This is a genomic window from Micromonospora chalcea (genome assembly GCF_028768405.1).
GTDB lineage: Bacteria > Actinomycetota > Actinomycetes > Mycobacteriales > Micromonosporaceae > Micromonospora > Micromonospora chalcea.
In genome coordinates this window covers 2747524-2763531 of sequence record NZ_CP118233.1, presented here as the reverse complement: position 1 = coordinate 2763531, position 16008 = coordinate 2747524, and the positions used below count along the sequence as shown (strand labels likewise).

Sequence of the window (16008 nt, the reverse complement as noted above, 5' to 3'; positions counted from 1 at the left end):
AACATGACCCCCGAGGCTGGCGCGGTGGCGACGGACGGCGCGGCCGTCAACGGTGCTGTTGCCGGCGGCGCGGCCGCGGGCGCGGCGGCGCCGGCCGGCGGCAAGGCCGCTATCGGCGACATCGAAGAGGCGATGAAGGACGTCGTCGACCCCGAGCTGGGCATCAACGTGGTCGACCTGGGCCTGGTGTACGGCGTCCACGTCGACGACGACAACGTGGCCACCCTGGACATGACGCTGACCTCGGCGGCCTGCCCGCTGACCGACGTGATCGAGGACCAGGCCCGGCAGGCGCTGACTACCGGTCCCGGTGGCGGCCTGGTGAACGACATCCGGATCAACTGGGTCTGGCTGCCGCCGTGGGGCCCCGACAAGATCACCGACGAGGGGCGCGACCAGCTGCGCTCGCTCGGCTTCAACGTCTGACAGTTCTCCCGGTCACCGCCACGGGCGCGGCACCCTTGAGGGGTGCCGCGCCCGCGGTGTTCTCTCGGCATGATCGACACCGTTACGCCGATGTGGTGTGGTCGGAGTGGCTTTGATGCCGCCACATCGGCGAAGTGGTGTCGATCAAGGTGACCTGGCGGCACTGCCACCGGCGTTGGTGCCCCGAACAGCGAGATCTTGGTACGAGATCGCCCCAGCGGGGGCAGATTCGTACCAAGATCTTCAGTCCAACCGAGGCGCGGGAAAACCGGTTCCGGGGTGGGGGAACCAGGGGGCAGGATGAGCGGGTGATCGAGGCGTACCCGAAGCAGGCTCCTGTCCGTGCGGCCACCGCCGCGCGCCGACAGCGCATCCTGCCCTCGGCCGCCTCGGCCCACCACCCCTCGTCGTGACCGGGGCGTTCCTGGCCGGCCTGGTCGCCGGCTACGGCGTCGCCATCCCGGTCGGTGCGATCGCGATCCTCATCCTCGGGCTCAGCGCGCGTACCTCGTTCCGGGTCGGTTCGGCGGCGGCGCTCGGCGTGGCCACCGCCGACGGGATGTACGCGGCCGTCGCGGCGCTCGGCGGGGCCGCGGTGGCCAGCGGGCTCGCGCCGTTCGCGGGTCCGCTGCGGCTGATCGCCGCGGGGGTGCTGCTGGCCCTCGCCTGCCTCACCGCCTGGCGCGCGATGCGCCCACCCGCCCCGGCGCAGGAGCCGAACTCACCCGCCCCGGCGCAGGAGCCGAGTCCGCGGGGTGGCCTGGACACGCCGGTGCGGGCGTTCGCCGCGGTTCTCGCGCTGACCCTGCTCAACCCGGCCACCGTCGTCTACTTCGTGGCGCTCGTCCTCGGCCGGGGCGACGTGCTCGGCTCGAGCCCGGTCGGCGCGGCCGCCTTCACCGCAGGCGTGTTCCTCGCCTCGGCCAGCTGGCAGCTGCTGATCGCCGGCGGCGGCTCGCTGATCGGCCGGGCCCTCACCGGTCCCCGTGGGCGGCGGGTCACCGCGCTGCTGTCCAGTGTCATCATCGCCGCCCTCGCGGTCGCCACAGTGCTCGGTGTCTGACCGAAGGGGACGGCCGCGGCCCGACGGCATCGATCGGATTCCGGGAGCCGGGACGACCCGGAGCATCGTCCGGACGCAACCGCATCATCTTCGCGGCTGATGTTCGGAGTCGCGAGTGGTCCTAGGGTCACGGAACAATCCGTGGACCGTTCACGTACATCCGGTCATCCCCACCGGTCGTGCGTCGATCCACACCAGACCCAGCAGGGAGAAGACTTGAGGATCACCCTGTGGCGTCCGCCGCGCGACCGGCAACCCGCCCGGCGCGGACGGACCGCTGCCCTCCTCGTCGCCGCGCTGGCCGCGGCGACGCTTCCCGTTCTCGCGGCGCCCGCGCCCGCCTCCGCCGCGCCCGGCGTCCACGGGCCGTGGCAGAAGGTGGACGGCAAGCCGGCGGCCACCAAGGCGGGCCGCCAGGCCGCGATCAAGGCCAAGCGGCTGACCGCGTACAAGCTGGACCGCGGCACCATGAAGGGCCTGCTGGACAAGGCGCCGGCCGAGAAGCGCGTCGCGGTGGCCCGGGTGGCGAAGCAGGTGGTGTCGCTGCCCGCTCCGGACGGCACGTTCCAGCGCTTCGAGCTGGTCGACTCGCCGGTCATGGAGGCCGGTCTGGCCGCGAGGCACCCGGAGATCACCACGTACGCCGGCAAGGGCCTGGACGACCCGGCCGCGACCATCCGCGCGGACCTCACCCCGCTCGGGTTCCACGCCTCGGTCCGGTCGGCCAAGGGCAACTGGTACATCGACCCGTACTACCAGCGTGACCAGAGCCTGTACGCGAGTTACTTCGCCCGCGACCTGGAGCACCCGGAGGGCGAGTTCGTCGAGCGTGCGGACGTCACGCAGGAGGCGCACGCGCTGGCCGAGGAGATCGCCGAGGCGGACGTCCCGGCCGGGCCGCTGGTGAAGCTGCGCACGTACCGGGTGGCGCTGGTGACCGACCCGTCGTACGCCACCTACTTCGGCGCGGAGAACGTCACCGCCGCGAAGGTGACGCTGATGAACCGGGTCACCCAGATCTACGAGGACGAGACGGCGATCCGGCTCGTGCTGATCAACGACACCGACAAGACCAACCTGAACACGCCGGCCCTGGCCACCGAGCCGAACGGCCCGTGCGGCGCGGCGGCATGCTTCACGCCGGCGCAGCTCACCTCCTGCGGCAGTGGCACGCTCAGCCGTAACCGGATCGTGCTCGGCCAGCTGGTCGGCGCGAGCAACTACGACGTGGGCCACGTCGGCCTGGGCGTCAACGGCGGCGGCGTGGCCAGCCTCGGCGTGATCGGCGGCAACGGCAAGGCGCAGGGCTGCACCGGCCTGCCGACACCGGTCGGCGACTTCTACGCGGTCGACTACGTCTCGCACGAGATGGGTCACCAGTTCGCCGGCAACCACACCTTCAACGGCACCCAGTACAACTGCTCGGGCGGCAACCGCAGCGCGGCCAACTCGTACGAGCCGGGCAGCGGTTCGTCGATCATGGCGTACGCGGGCATCTGCCAGCAGGACAACCTCCAGCCGCACAGCGACCCGTACTGGTCGCACCGCAGCTACACCGAGATCACCAACTACGTCACGTCGAACCGCCCGGCCATCAACGAGGTGCAGAACGTCTCGCTGTACGGGTTCGACGCCGACGGTGACTCGTTCACCATCAGCTACGCGGGCAGCGACTCGGCGCCGATCACGCGGGGCGTCAACTACACCACCGCGGGCATCAAGGCGGCCATCGAGGGCATCGCCGGCTGGCCGGCCGGCGCGACGGTCACCGTGGCCGCGTTCGGTGGCAGCGGCACGCTCAACGACAACGGCTTCCAGGTGACCTTCGGCGGCACGCTGGCCACCACCAACGTGGCGTCGCTGGAGCTGACGAACGCCTCCGGCGCGTCCGGTTTCGTCGGCGAGACGGCGAAGGGCGGCGCCATCGACAACGGCGGCTGGCTGGTCGAGGAGACCACCAACCACGCCCCGGTGGTCACCGTCCCGGAGACCGTCACCATCCCGGTGCGTACGCCGTTCGCGCTGACCGGCAGCGCCACCGACGCCGACGGCGACACCGTCACGTACCTGTGGGAGCAGAACGACAGGGGCGCCACGACCGGCACCGCGCTGACGAACAACACGAAGGTCAACGGTCCGCTGTTCCGGGTGTTCGGCGAGGCGGCGATCGTGTCGCCGACGGACACGCTGAAGTACTACTCGCCGGGGCTGAACGCGGTGACCACCGACTCGACCCGGGTGTTCCCGGACATGCGGCAGATCCTGGCCGGCAACACCAACGCGGCCACCGGCGCCTGCCCGGCTGCCCCGGCCCCGCCGGCCACCGGTGGCGCGTCGAACGTGCCGGCCGAGCTTGTCGACTGCTACTCCGAGTTCCTGCCCACCCGCGACTGGGTCGGCATCGCGGGTGACCGGACCCTGCACTTCAAGCTCACTGCCCGGGACGGGCGGCTGGGTGGCGGCGGCATCGGCAGCGGCGACGTCGCCGTGGTGCTGGCGCCGGACGCGGGTCCGTTCCTGGTGACCTCGCAGGGCGCCGCCGCCGTCCTGGACGGCGGCTCGACCCAGACCGTGACGTGGGACGTGGCCGGCACCGACGTGGCGCCGGTGAACGCCGCGCAGGTGAAGATCTCGCTGTCCGCCGACGGCGGGCTGACCTTCCCGTACGTGCTGGCGGAGCAGACCGCCAACACCGGCTCGGCGACGGTGACGCTGCCGAACGTGGCGACCGGGAAGGCCCGGATCAAGATCGAGGCGGTCGGGAACGTCTTCTTCGACGTCAACGACGCCGACTTCACGATCCGGTCCGCCCCGGCCGTCACCAGCACCGCCCCGGACGGCGTGAGCGTCCAGTACAGCGACGCGCTCTCGCCTGCCGTCACGGTCACCGCCACCGACGGCGACACCACGGGCGCGGACCTGACCGCCGCCGCCACCGGGCTGCCCGCCGGCCTGTCCCTGGCCGTCACGAGCACCTCCGCGGCCGACGCCCGGCCGGGCTCGCGTACCTGGACGGTCGCCGGCACCACCACGGCGGCACCGGGTGCCTATCCGGTCACGGTGACCGTCTCCGACGGCTCCGGGCTGACCGGCAGCACCTCCTTCACGATCACGGTCACCGCCGAGGACGCGGCGGTCAGCTGGGCCGGTGACACGCTGGTGAACACCGCGACCGGCGGCGCCTCCGGCAAGGCCCTGCTGCAGGCCGTGGTCCGGGACAGCTCGGTGCTGCCCGGCGCGACGGACACCACAGCCGGTGACATCCGGACCGCCACCGTCACCTTCACGAAGGACGGCGTGACGCTTTGCGCCGCAGTGCCGGCCCTGCTGGGCACGGCCACCACGAGCGCGTCCGCGGCGTGCGAGGCCACGCTGCCGAAGGGCACGCACACCGTCACCGCGACAGTGGGCGGCAACTACACGGGCAGCACCACCGCGCAGGTCACAGTCGCCGTCTCCGACGGCGGGTTCCTCACCGGTGGCGGTCACCTGACCGCCACCCGCTCGGCGGGCACCTACCCGGCCGACGTGAACTCCACCGTCGAGGTGGAGCTGAACGCGAAGCCGGGCAAGGCGAACAAGCCCGCCACCGGCAAGGCCGAGATCGAGTTCCGCTCCGGCGGGAAGGCGTACACGATCAAGGCCGGCACCGTCGACGCGCTCGGCGTCACCTCGGCGGGCAAGGTCGCCCAGGTGCGCTACCAGGCCGCCCTGTACGACAACAAGGGCAAGCTGGTGGCCTCCGGCCTGACGCTGGCCGTCACGGTGACCGACCGGGGCGCCCCCGGCAGGAACGACACCGTCGGGGTCACGCTGTGGAAGGGCGGCGCGCTGCTGTTCTCGTCCGACTGGACGGGCGGCGGCACCGCCGAGGTCACGCTGAAGGGCGGCAACCTCACCGTCCACTGATCCACCCGGTAGACGCGGGAGGGCACCGGTCACGGTGTCCTCCCGCGCTGCGTTCCCGGGCCCGGCGATGGCGTACCGTCGGGCCATGAGCAGCCGACCCGCCGCCGGCGGCGGCCGGTGGGTCGAGGTCGACCCCGGCCGCGTCGCCCGCTGGGTCGAGGGTTTCACCGACCGGCACGGCCCGCCCACGACCACAGTCCAGGAGTACGGGCTCCTCCTCACCGCCCCGGACGACGCCACCGCCGAGCTGCACACCCCGCCCGGGGCGAGCGCGTCGGCGGACGTACCCGGATTCGTCGCCTCCGCCACCGCGGCCCGCCGGATCGGTCTGCTGCTGGCCCGCAAGGGCGCTGTCGCGGTCGGCGTCGCCGACGGCGCCGACCTGGTGGTCTCCAAGGTGGACACCCGGTACGTGCAGGGGCGTACCGCGGCGGGCGGCTGGTCCCAGCAGCGGTTCGCCCGGCGGCGCGACAACCAGGCGAAGGCAGCCCTGGGCGACGCGGCCGAGCTGGCCGTACGCCTGCTGCTGCCGGAGGCCGGAACGCTGTCGACGCTGGTGTGCGGCGGCGACCGGCGCGCGGTGGACACGGTGCTGACCGACCGACGGCTGGCCCCGCTGGCGGCGCTGCGCGCGCCGCGCCTGCTCGACGTGCCGGAGCCCCGGCACGCGGTGCTGGTGGCCGCCGTCGCGGCCGCCCGGGCGGTCCACATCCTGGTCCGCTGAACAGGAAAGATCACCTCAAGACGGCGCAATCCCGCTCCTCGATGATGCATCGAATCGACTCGATGCCTATCGTCGGTGTCACGAAGCGGCGGGTCTCCGGGCGACCCGCAGGGGCAGCTTCGCCTCCGCCATCACGCGCCGACATCGTTGGGAGACAACAACTTCATGAGCGGATATCAGGACGGCCGGCTGCGAGCCCGGTGGCGCCGTGCGACGAGACTCCTCGTCGCGGCGGCGGCAATGAGCGCCGGAAGCCTCGTGCTCACCGCCACACTCACCGCCGGTACGGCGAACGCGGGCCCGGCGCAGCGCGCCGCGCTCGCCGCGCCCACCGTCAGCAGCGTCACCGCGGGCGGCGCGCACACGTGCGCGATCAGCACCGACGGGGGACTGTGGTGCTGGGGCTCGAACTACGGCGGTCAGCTCGGCGACGGGACCACCACGAACCGCAGCGCCCCGACGCGGGTCGGCACCGCCACCTGGACCAACGTCGACGCCGGCTCCGGGCACACCTGCGCGGTCCGCACGGACGGGACGCTGTGGTGCTGGGGCTCGAACTTCCGGGGCCAGCTCGGCGACGGGAGCACCACCAGCCGCAGCGCCCCGGTGCAGGTCGGCACCGCGACCACCTGGGCCCGGGTCGACGCCGGCCCCCAGCACACCTGCGCGATACGCACCGACGGCACGCTCTGGTGCTGGGGCTTCAACCGGACCACCCAGCTGGGCGTCGGCGCCTCGCCGTACGTCGCGAACACCCCGCTGCAGGTCGGCACGGCCACCGACTGGGTGAGCGTCTCGACCGGCTACGGGCACACCTGCGGTATCCGGACCGGCGGCACGCTCTGGTGCTGGGGGGCCAGCTCGGACGGCCAGCTCGGGCTCGGCAACCTGACGCCGCAGACCGCGCCCGCGCAGGTCGGCACCGCGACCGGGTGGACCGGCGTCGCGGCCGGGTACGCGCACACCTGCGGGGTCCGCGCCGGCGGGCTGTGGTGCTGGGGTGAGAACGGATACGGCCAGCTCGGCGTGAGCGGCTCGTACCGGACCGCGCCGGTGCAGATCGGCACCGCCACCACGTGGAACCGGATCGCCGCGAGCAGCGACACGTCCTGCGCGTCGCGTACCGACGGCACCCTCTGGTGCTGGGGCAAGAACTCGGCCGGCCAGGTGGGCGACGGCAGCACCACCCACCGGTCCGCGCCCGCGCAGGTCGGCACCGCCACCAGCTGGACCGGCGGGCTCGCGGTCACCGACCACGGCTGCGCGATCCGTACCGACGCCGGCCTGTGGTGCTGGGGCGACAACAGCGGGGGCCAGCTCGGTGACGGGACGACTGTCAACCGGTCCACTCCGGCTCAGGTGACACTGCCGGCCTGACCGGCCCCGGAAACGACATCGGCCCGCACCGCCGTCCGTGGCGGTGCGGGCCGATGCGCCGAGCGGGGATCAGGCCCCGGCGCCGAAGGTGTCGCAGGACTTCGGGTCACCGGTGGTGAAGCCCTTGGTGAACCACTGCTTGCGCTGCTCCGAGCTGCCGTGGGTGAACTCGTCCGGGTTCACCGGCCGGCCGGAACGCTCCTGGATCGCGTCGTCCCCGATCTTCTCGGCGGCGTCGATGGCCTGCGAGATGTCCTCCTCGGTGATGCTCTTGAAGATCTTCTGCCCGCGGTCGTCGGCGGTGCCGGTGGCGTTCTTCGCCCACGCGCCGGCGTAGCAGTCGGCCTGCAGCTCCAGCTTCACCGACAGCGCGTTCGCGCTCTGCGGGTCACGCTCCTGCTGGCGGCGCATCTGCGCCTCGGTGCCGAGCAGGTCCTGCACGTGGTGGCCGTACTCGTGGGCCAGCACGTACGGCTGGGCGAACTCGCCCTTGGCGCCGAGCTGGTCGGCCAGCAGCCGGTAGAACGTGAGATCGATGTAGACCTGGTCGTCGGCCGGGCAGTAGAACGGGCCCACGCCGGAGTCGGCGGAGCCGCAGGCGGTGCTGACGTTCTGGCTGAAGAACACGGTCTTCGACGGCTTGTACTGCTCGCCGAACGCCTCCGGCATCGCGGTACGCCAGTACGCCTGGATCGAGTTGACGTAGAGGGTGTTGCGGCAGTCGAGCTGCTCCAGCGCGTCCTGCGCCGAGCACTTCTGCTCCAGCGAGGTGTTGTCGCCCTGCTCGGAGCCGCCGCCGTTGGTGGCGGCGTTGAGGCCGAAGCCGCCGCCCACCAGGGCGACGAGCACGGCGATGATGATGCCCACGATCCCGCCCCGGCCGCCGCCGATCGGGATCGGAATGCCCATCCCGCCGCCTCCGCCGGACCCTCGCCGGTCGTCCACCTGGCTGGTGTCGACCCGCGCGTTCTCGTTCAGCTCCATGTTGACCCCGATCACCGATGTGTCCGTTTGTGATGGTTGCGGTACCGGACCGGGTCCGGACGGCGGATTTCGTACCCGATGATCTTGCACGGTAATCCGGCGGAGGGGGCCCGCGGGGACCGGTACACTTGCCCCCGTGCTGCGCTGCGAAGGCTGAACCGCCCCGCGCCGACGGGAAAACACCACCCGCCGGCGCTTTCGCGTGCCCTGAATCAGCCCTTCCGGACCCGAGAGCGAGTACTCCGAGATGATCACTGCCACCGGCCTGGAACTGCGCGCCGGTTCCCGGATCCTGCTGTCCGACACCACCCTGCGGGTGCAGCCGGGGGACCGGATCGGCCTGGTCGGCCGCAACGGCGCCGGCAAGACCACCACGCTCAAGGTGCTCGCCGGCGAGGGGCAGCCGTACGGCGGCCAGATCGACCGGCGCAGCGCCATCGGCTACCTGCCGCAGGACCCGCGCACCGGTGACCTGGACGTCACCGGCCGGGACCGGGTGCTCTCCGCCCGCGGTCTGGACGTGCTCATGGCGCAGATGAAGGAGCTGGAGAACAAGCTCGCCGAAGGCGCCGACGACGAGCGGCTGGTCCGCCGCTACGGCGCGCTGGAGGACCAGTTCGCCTCCCTCGGCGGCTACGCGGCCGAAGCCGAGGCCGCCCGCATCTGCGCCAACCTCGGCCTGCCCGACCGCGCCCTGGCGCAGACCATCGGCACGCTCTCCGGCGGTCAGCGCCGCCGCATCGAGCTGGCCCGGATCCTGTTCCGCGACGCCGGCGAGAACGGCGGCGGCATCCTGCTGCTCGACGAGCCCACGAACCACCTCGACGCCGACTCGATCACCTGGCTGCGCGGCTTCCTCGCCAACCACAAGGGCGGCCTGATCGTGATCTCCCACGACGCCTCGCTGCTGGAGGCGGTGGTCAACAAGGTCTGGTTCCTGGACGCCACCCGGTCCGTGGTCGACACGTACAACCTGGGCTGGAAGGCGTACCTGGAGGCGCGGGAGACCGACGAGCGGCGCCGCCGCCGGGAGCGCGCAAACGCCGAGAAGAAGGCCGGCGCGCTGATGGCGCAGGCGGACAAGATGCGGGCCAAGGCCACCAAGACCGTCGCCGCGCAGAACATGGCCCGGCGCGCCGAGCGCCTGCTCTCCGGCCTGGACGAGGTCCGCGTCGCGGACAAGGTCGCGAAGGTACGGTTCCCGAGCCCCGCCCCGTGCGGCAAGACGCCGCTGACCGCCACCGGCCTGTCCAAGTCGTACGGGTCGCTGGAGATCTTCACCGACGTCAACGTGGCGGTGGACCGGGGTTCCCGGGTGGCCATCCTCGGCCTCAACGGCGCCGGCAAGACCACGCTGCTGCGGATGCTCGGCGGGCTGCTGGAGCCGGACACCGGCGAGGTACGCCCCGGGCACGGGCTGCGGCTGGGCTACTACGCCCAGGAGCACGAGACGCTCGACGTGGACCGGACGATCCTGGAGCACATGCGCAGCGCCGCGTCCGACCAGACCGACACCGACCTGCGCAAGATCCTCGGCGCGTTCCTCTTCTCCGGCGAGGACGTGGACAAGCCGGCCGGCGTGCTCTCCGGCGGCGAGAAGACCCGGCTGGCGCTGGCCACGCTGGTCTGCTCCGGCGCCAACGTGCTGCTGCTGGACGAGCCGACGAACAACCTCGACCCGGTCAGTCGTGAGCAGGTGCTCGACGCGATCGCCCGCTACCCGGGCGCGATCGTGCTGGTCACGCACGACCCGGGCGCGGTCAGCGCGCTCAAGCCGGACCGCGCCATCCTGCTGCCCGACGGCGACGAGGACGCCTGGTCCGACGACCTGCTGGAGCTGGTCGAGCTGGCCTGACCCGCCCTCTTTTCCCCGTGGGCCGGGTCGGGGCGGTTCGGGTCGGTCAGGTCAGGAGATCGGCCAGGTGGGGGAGGACGCCGGAGGTGAGCAGGATGGTCGCGCCGATGACTATGAAGATCACCGGCACCAGCCAGTGGCCGGCGCGGCCGACCAGGGCCACCACCCGGGGGTGCCCGCCGAGCGCGGCGGCGACCGCGCACCACACGGCCACCAGTAGCGCGAACACCAGCAGCCAGACCAGGCCGGTGGCCGGGTCGAGGGAGCGGAACACCGGCACGTAGACGGCGACGTTGTCGGCTCCGTTCGCCACGGTCACCCCGGCGACGCCGAGCAGGCTGCCGACCACCGCCGGCGGCTCGTCGTCGTCGCCACGGGACATCAGCGCGCGTACGCCGAGCGCGATCGGCAGCAGGCCGAGCAGGCCGGGCCACGGGTCCGGCACCACGAGCAGCCCGGCGGCGGCCACCACCGCGACCGCGACGAGCGCGCCGATGCCCGCGTACTGCCCGGCGACGATCTGCCAGGGCCGGGGGCGTCCGGTGTGCCGGAGGGCCACGAACAGCACCGTGAGCACGACGATGTCGTCGAGATTGGTGGCGGCGAAGACACCGGCGGCACCCGCCGCGGCCGTGATCACGTCAATCACCCCGGGCACGATACGGCCCGCCGCACCGGCCGTCGCATGATCCACACCAGTTCGCCGAAGTGGAGGTGTCCGGAGCACGGTGACGCAGCCACTTCGGGGAACTGGTGTCGATCATGGGGGAGGATGCGCTCGTCCGGCGGGGCGGTACGGATCAGCCGGTCGGAAGGATCACTCTATCGGGAAGCTGACATTGCGTAGCGTGTCGGTTGGCGAATAGTTGATATCTGGCGCATGATCGTCCGAGGCGGTCTAATAGGTGGGACCGTATCCGAACCGCACAGTCTGGGACGTGAGGGATCAGCATGGCAGCCACCGGCACAGCCACCAGCACTGAGAAGGGTCGCCGGATCGTCGGGGCCGAGCGTCAGACGCTCGCCAAAGACCTGGTAAAGCGGTACACCGGGGGTGAGAGCATCCGTGCTCTGGCGGCCTCTACCGGCCGTTCCTACGGGTTCATCCACCGTGTGCTCACCGAATCCGGCGTGCAGCTGCGGCAGCGCGGCGGCGCCCGGCGCCGGAAGAAGGCGTGACCCGCCGCCCAGCGTCGTCCATCAGCGCAGTGTTCCGGGGCGTCCGGTGACCGCCGAGACGACCGGAGTGCGCTTCGACTGCGACGGGCCGGTTGCGACGGTGACGTTGTGCCGGCCCGACGTGCTCAACGCCCAGACCCCGGCGATGTGGCGGGCGATGAGCGACTTCTCCCGCGACCTGCCCGGCGACGTCCGCGTCGTCGTCGTACGCGGCGAGGGGCGCGCCTTCTCCGCGGGCCTGGACCTGGCGGTCGCCGGTGCCACCGGGCCGGGCTCCTTCGCCGAGTTGGCCGCGCTCCCGGAGGCGGAGTGCGCCGACCGGATCGCCGAGTACCAGGGCGGCTTCACCTGGCTGCACCGGCCGGACGTGGTGTCGATCGCCGCGGTGCAGGGCCACGCCATCGGCGCCGGCTTCCAGCTCGCGCTCGCCTGCGACATGCGTGTGCTCGCCGCCGACGCCAGGCTCTCGATGGCCGAGGTGACACTCGGCCTGGTGCCCGATCTGGCCGGCACGCGCCGCCTGGTCGAGCTGGTCGGCTATTCGCGCGCCCTGGAGATCTGCGCCACCGGCCGCCGGATGGACGCCACCGAGGCGGACCGGATCGGCCTGGCCACGCTCGTGGTGCCGAACGACGAGCTGGACGCCGCGGTGCGTGACCTGTCGGCCGGGCTCCTCGCCAACAACCGGGACGCGATCGTCGAGATCAAGGCGCTCCTGGCGGGCGCGGCCGACCGTACGCACGCCGAGCAGCAGCGCGCCGAGCGGGAGGCGCAGACCCGGCGTATCCGGGACCTGGCCGGCCGGGGCGAGTAACCGGCCCGGAGCGCGATTTCGTAAGGACCGTTCGGGAAGATCTGGGTTACTCGCGAGGTTGTCACAGGCGTCTGGAGAATGGACTCCGACGATTCATGCTGCCTGACGACCTGGAGGTGACGAGTGTCCCACCCGATGGCCGGCGGCGGCATGGGCGGCTGGAGCATGCTCCGGTCGCTGCGCAACCGGGACGAGGTCTCCGCCCACGAGCTCAAGCGCGGCACGGCCCGGCGGATCGTCGCGTTCGCCCGGCCCTACCGGCGTGACATCGTCGTCTTCCTGATCACCGTGATCATCGCCGCGGTGATCGGCGTGGCCACGCCGCTGCTCGCCGGCGACGTCATCGACGCGATCGCCGGCGGCGGTCCGGACGCCCGCACGACTGTGGTCCGGCTCGCCCTGATCATCGCCGCGCTCGCCGTGGCCGATGCCCTGTTCTCCCTGGTCCAGCGGTGGTATTCGGCCCGCATCGGCGAGGGCATAATCCTCGACCTGCGCACCCGGGTCTACGACCACGTCCAGCGGATGCCGCTGCAGTTCTTCACCCGCACGCAGACCGGCGCGCTCGTGAGCCGGCTCAACAACGACGTGCTCGGCGCGCAGCGGGCGTTCACCTCGACGCTGTCCGGGGTGGTCAGCAACGTCATCCAGCTCGTGCTCACCGCCGGCGCGATGCTCGTGCTGTCCTGGCAGATCACCGTGCTGGCGCTGGTGCTGCTGCCGATCTTCATCATCCCGGCCCGCCGGGTGGGCCGGCGCCTGGCCGAGATCACCCGCGAGTCGTACAACCTCGACGCGAAGATGAACGCGACCATGACCGAGCGGTTCGGCGTGGCCGGAGCGCTGCTGGTCAAGCTGTTCGGCGCGCCGGAGGTCGAGGCCGACCGGTTCGCCCGCCGGGCCGAGCGGGTGCGCGACATCGGCATCCAGTCCGCGATGTACTCGCGGACGTTCTTCGTGGCGATGCTGCTCGTCGCGTCGCTGGCCCAGGCGCTCACCTACGGGGTGGGCGGCTGGCTGGCGGTCACCGGTGCGGTCAGCGCCGGCACCGTCGTCAAGCTGGCGCTGCTGCTGACCCGCCTCTACGGCCCGCTCACCGCGCTCTCCAACGTCCGGGTCGACGTGATGAGCGCGCTCGTCTCGTTCGACCGCGTCTTCGAGGTGCTCGACCTGCGTCCGGGCATCGCGGAGAAGCCCGACGCGGTGCCGGTGCCGCGCGGCAGCGGCCGGGTCGAGTTCCGCGACGTGCGCTTCCGCTACCCGAGCGCCGCCGAGGTGTCGCTCGCGTCGCTGGAAGAGGTCTCGACCCTCGACCGTACGGTGAACGAGCCGGTGCTCAAGGGCGTCTCGTTCGCCGTCGAGCCCGGGCAGATGGTGGCCCTGGTCGGCCCCTCCGGCGCCGGCAAGTCGACGCTGTCCATGCTGATCTCCCGGATCTACGACGTCAGCGAGGGCCAGGTGCTCGTCGGCGGCGTCGACGTGCGGGACGCGACGCTCGCCTCGCTGCGCGACGAGATCGGCGTGGTCACCCAGGACTCGCACCTGTTCCACGAGACCATCCGCGAGAACCTGCGGTACGCCAAGCCCGACGCCACCGACGACGAGATCTGGGCCGCCCTGGCCGGCGCGCAGGTGGCCGACCTGGTCCGGGCGCTGCCGGACGGGCTCGACACGACGGTCGGCGAGCGCGGCTACCGTTTCTCCGGCGGCGAGAAGCAGCGCATCGCCATCGCCCGGTTGCTGCTCAAGGCCCCGTCGATAGTGATCCTGGACGAGGCCACCGCCCACCTGGACTCGGAGAGCGAGGCAGCGGTGCAGCGGGCGCTGTCGGTGGCGCTGACCGGCCGTACCGCGCTGGTGATCGCGCACCGGCTCTCGACGGTGCGCGACGCGGACCAGATCCTCGTGCTCGACGAGGGGCGGATCGTGGAGCGCGGCCGGCACGACGAACTGGTGGCCGTCGGCGGCCTGTACGCCGAGCTGTACCGCACCCAGTTCGCGGTCACCGACTCGCCCGCGCCGCACGCCGAGGCGGAGCAGCCGGAGCCGGTGGTGACCACTGTGCCGATGGGCACCTACGTCGCCCACGAGGCCATGCCCCCGGCGGCAGCCAACTAGCGGCCCGCGAGGCCTCAATCCCGGCGCCGGCGGGCGTGGATCGGCACCGACCGGGTGGACGGGCACCCGGCGGCCGGGCCGTGGCGACCCGGACGGCCGCAGCCCTAGCTCGCGGCGACCGGGGCCCTAACCCGCGGCGACCGCGGCACGCAGCTCGGCGAACGCGGCGCCGAGCGTCTCCGGGGTGAAGTGGGCGTTCAGGCCGCTCGGGTTGGGCAGCACCCACAGCCGGGCCGGCCCGAGCGTCTCGGGCTGCGGCCCGAAGCCGGCCTTCGGCCGGGTGAACCCGATCCGGTACGCGGTCACGCCGACCACCGCCACCCAGCGCGGCCGGTACCGCTCGACCTTCGCGGTGAGCGTCGCCGCGCCGTCGACCAGTTCGGCGGCGGTCAGCTCGTCGGCGCGGGCACTGGCGCGGGCCACCATGTTGGTGATCCCGAGGCCGAGTGCGGGCAGCGCGTCCTGCTCGCTGGGGTGCAGCAGACGCGGGGTGAACCCGCCCCGGTGCAGGGCGGGCCAGAACCGGTTGCCCGGACGGGCGAAGTGCCAGCCGGTCGCCGCCGACCACAGACCCGGGTTGATGCCGACGAAGAGCACGTCCAGGCCGGGCGCGATGACGTCCGGCAGCAGCCGGTCGGCCGCCGCCGCGAGCTGCTCGCGGCTGGGGCGTGGGTGCCGCCGGGCGGGCGTGCCCGGCCCCGGGGCCGCCTCGGGCCGCCCACCGCCCGGGCGCCGTCGGTCGCTCACCGGCCCACCGCCCCGGGCGCCCGGCCCACCACAGCGGCCACTGTCACAGCCCGCGCAGCGCGCCGCCGTCGACCGGGACGGTCACCCCGGTGACGTACCCGGCGGCGGGGGAGAGCAGGAACGCCGCCACCCGGCCGAACTCCGCCGGGTCGCCGATTCGCCCGAGCGGGATCGCCGCCTCCGCCTGGGCGCGGGCGCGCTCGGGATCGCCGGAGCCGGCCAGCAGCTCCCGGTTGCGGTCGGTCATGATCCGCCCGGGTAGCAGGCTGACCACGCGGACGCCGCGCGGGCCGAACTCGTCGGCCATGTCCTTGGCCACGCCGGCCAGGCCCGGTCGCAGCCCGTTGGAGATGCCGAGGCCGGCCAGCGGTCCGCGTACCGAGGTGGACAGCACCAGCCCGATCGCGCCGCCGTCGGTGAGCGCGCCGGCCACCGTGCGGGCGAGCCGGACGCTGCCCAGGAAGACCGTCTCGAACGACTCGCGCCACTGCTCGTCGGTGACGGTGGCGGCGGTGCCGGGCGGCGGGCCGCCGACCGAGATCAGCGCGCCGTCGAGGCGGCCGAAGTGTTCGCGGGCGGCGGCGACGAGCCGCTCCGGGGTGGCGGAATCGGCGAGGTCGGCGGTCAGCCCGATCGCCCGCTGCGGGTCGCCGAGCGCCTCGATCGCGGCGGCCACCCGTTCCGGGGTACGCGCGGAGATGACCACCCGGGCGCCGTCGGCGACGAGTTGTTCGGCGGTGGCGAAGCCGAGGCCGCCGGAGGCGCCGGTCAGCACGTACACCCGGTCGGCGAGTCCGAGATCCATACGCCCG

The 16008-nt window shown here is 72.7% G+C and carries 13 protein-coding genes; 9 read left to right on the top strand and 4 right to left on the bottom strand.

What is annotated here, in order from left to right; all coding sequences use genetic code 11:
* Positions 1-3 precede the first annotated feature (3 nt).
* The 5 genes from PVK74_RS11645 to PVK74_RS11625 all read left to right on the top strand — a co-directional run bounded on the left by PVK74_RS11645 (position 4) and on the right by PVK74_RS11625 (position 7499).
* A complete protein-coding gene (locus PVK74_RS11645) occupies positions 4-426 on the top strand; it encodes a metal-sulfur cluster assembly factor (RefSeq protein ID WP_064446423.1) in 423 nt (140 codons plus the stop codon).
* 409 nt (positions 427-835) lie between these two features.
* Positions 836-1489, top strand: a complete 654-nt coding sequence (locus PVK74_RS11640) for a LysE/ArgO family amino acid transporter (protein ID WP_209962625.1) — start codon at positions 836-838, stop codon at positions 1487-1489.
* 216 nt (positions 1490-1705) lie between these two features.
* Entirely contained in the window at positions 1706-5398 is a 3693-nt protein-coding gene (locus PVK74_RS11635) for a reprolysin-like metallopeptidase (protein WP_274479061.1), read from the top strand.
* 85 nt (positions 5399-5483) lie between these two features.
* The gene (locus PVK74_RS11630) at positions 5484-6122 is read left to right on the top strand and encodes an acVLRF1 family peptidyl-tRNA hydrolase (protein ID WP_166456856.1); all 639 of its coding nucleotides are present in this window, start codon (positions 5484-5486) and stop codon (positions 6120-6122) included.
* 165 nt (positions 6123-6287) lie between these two features.
* Positions 6288-7499, top strand: a complete 1212-nt coding sequence (locus tag PVK74_RS11625) for an RCC1 domain-containing protein (protein WP_187693245.1) — start codon at positions 6288-6290, stop codon at positions 7497-7499.
* Positions 7500-7568: 69 nt separating this feature from the next.
* Here PVK74_RS11625 and ypfJ read toward each other — a convergent pair whose 3' ends face one another.
* Entirely contained in the window at positions 7569-8483 is a 915-nt protein-coding gene (gene ypfJ, locus PVK74_RS11620; protein ID WP_187693248.1) for a KPN_02809 family neutral zinc metallopeptidase, read from the bottom strand.
* A gap of 247 nt (positions 8484-8730) precedes the next feature.
* Between ypfJ and PVK74_RS11615 the strand changes: the two genes are divergently transcribed.
* Positions 8731-10338, top strand: coding sequence for an ABC-F family ATP-binding cassette domain-containing protein (locus PVK74_RS11615; protein ID WP_064445312.1), 1608 nt, complete (start codon positions 8731-8733; stop codon positions 10336-10338).
* A 46-nt stretch (positions 10339-10384) separates the two neighbouring features.
* Here PVK74_RS11615 and PVK74_RS11610 read toward each other — a convergent pair whose 3' ends face one another.
* Positions 10385-10987 carry a cadmium resistance transporter gene (locus PVK74_RS11610; protein ID WP_233607766.1) on the bottom strand — a complete coding sequence of 201 codons (603 nt, stop codon included), beginning with the start codon at positions 10985-10987 and terminating at the stop codon, positions 10385-10387.
* Positions 10988-11289: 302 nt separating this feature from the next.
* On the opposite strand from PVK74_RS11610, the gene PVK74_RS11605 reads away from it, so the two are divergent.
* From PVK74_RS11605 to PVK74_RS11595, 3 genes are all read left to right on the top strand, one after another.
* Positions 11290-11517, top strand: coding sequence for a helix-turn-helix domain-containing protein (locus PVK74_RS11605; RefSeq protein WP_007072022.1), 228 nt, complete (start codon positions 11290-11292; stop codon positions 11515-11517).
* A 46-nt stretch (positions 11518-11563) separates the two neighbouring features.
* Complete coding sequence (locus PVK74_RS11600) at positions 11564-12331, top strand: enoyl-CoA hydratase/isomerase family protein (RefSeq protein ID WP_043329652.1); 768 nt, start codon at positions 11564-11566, stop codon at positions 12329-12331.
* Positions 12332-12466: 135 nt separating this feature from the next.
* Entirely contained in the window at positions 12467-14449 is a 1983-nt protein-coding gene (locus PVK74_RS11595; protein WP_064445314.1) for an ABC transporter ATP-binding protein, read from the top strand.
* A gap of 126 nt (positions 14450-14575) precedes the next feature.
* Here the strand turns inward: PVK74_RS11595 and mug are convergent, their stop codons facing one another.
* Together mug and PVK74_RS11585 are read right to left on the bottom strand one after the other, a co-directional pair.
* Positions 14576-15196 carry a G/U mismatch-specific DNA glycosylase gene (gene mug / locus PVK74_RS11590; protein ID WP_140946398.1) on the bottom strand — a complete coding sequence of 207 codons (621 nt, stop codon included), beginning with the start codon at positions 15194-15196 and terminating at the stop codon, positions 14576-14578.
* A gap of 43 nt (positions 15197-15239) precedes the next feature.
* On the bottom strand, positions 15240-16001 hold the full coding sequence (locus PVK74_RS11585; RefSeq protein ID WP_069089101.1) for an SDR family oxidoreductase: 762 nt from the start codon (positions 15999-16001) through the stop codon (positions 15240-15242).
* Positions 16002-16008 lie beyond the last annotated feature (7 nt).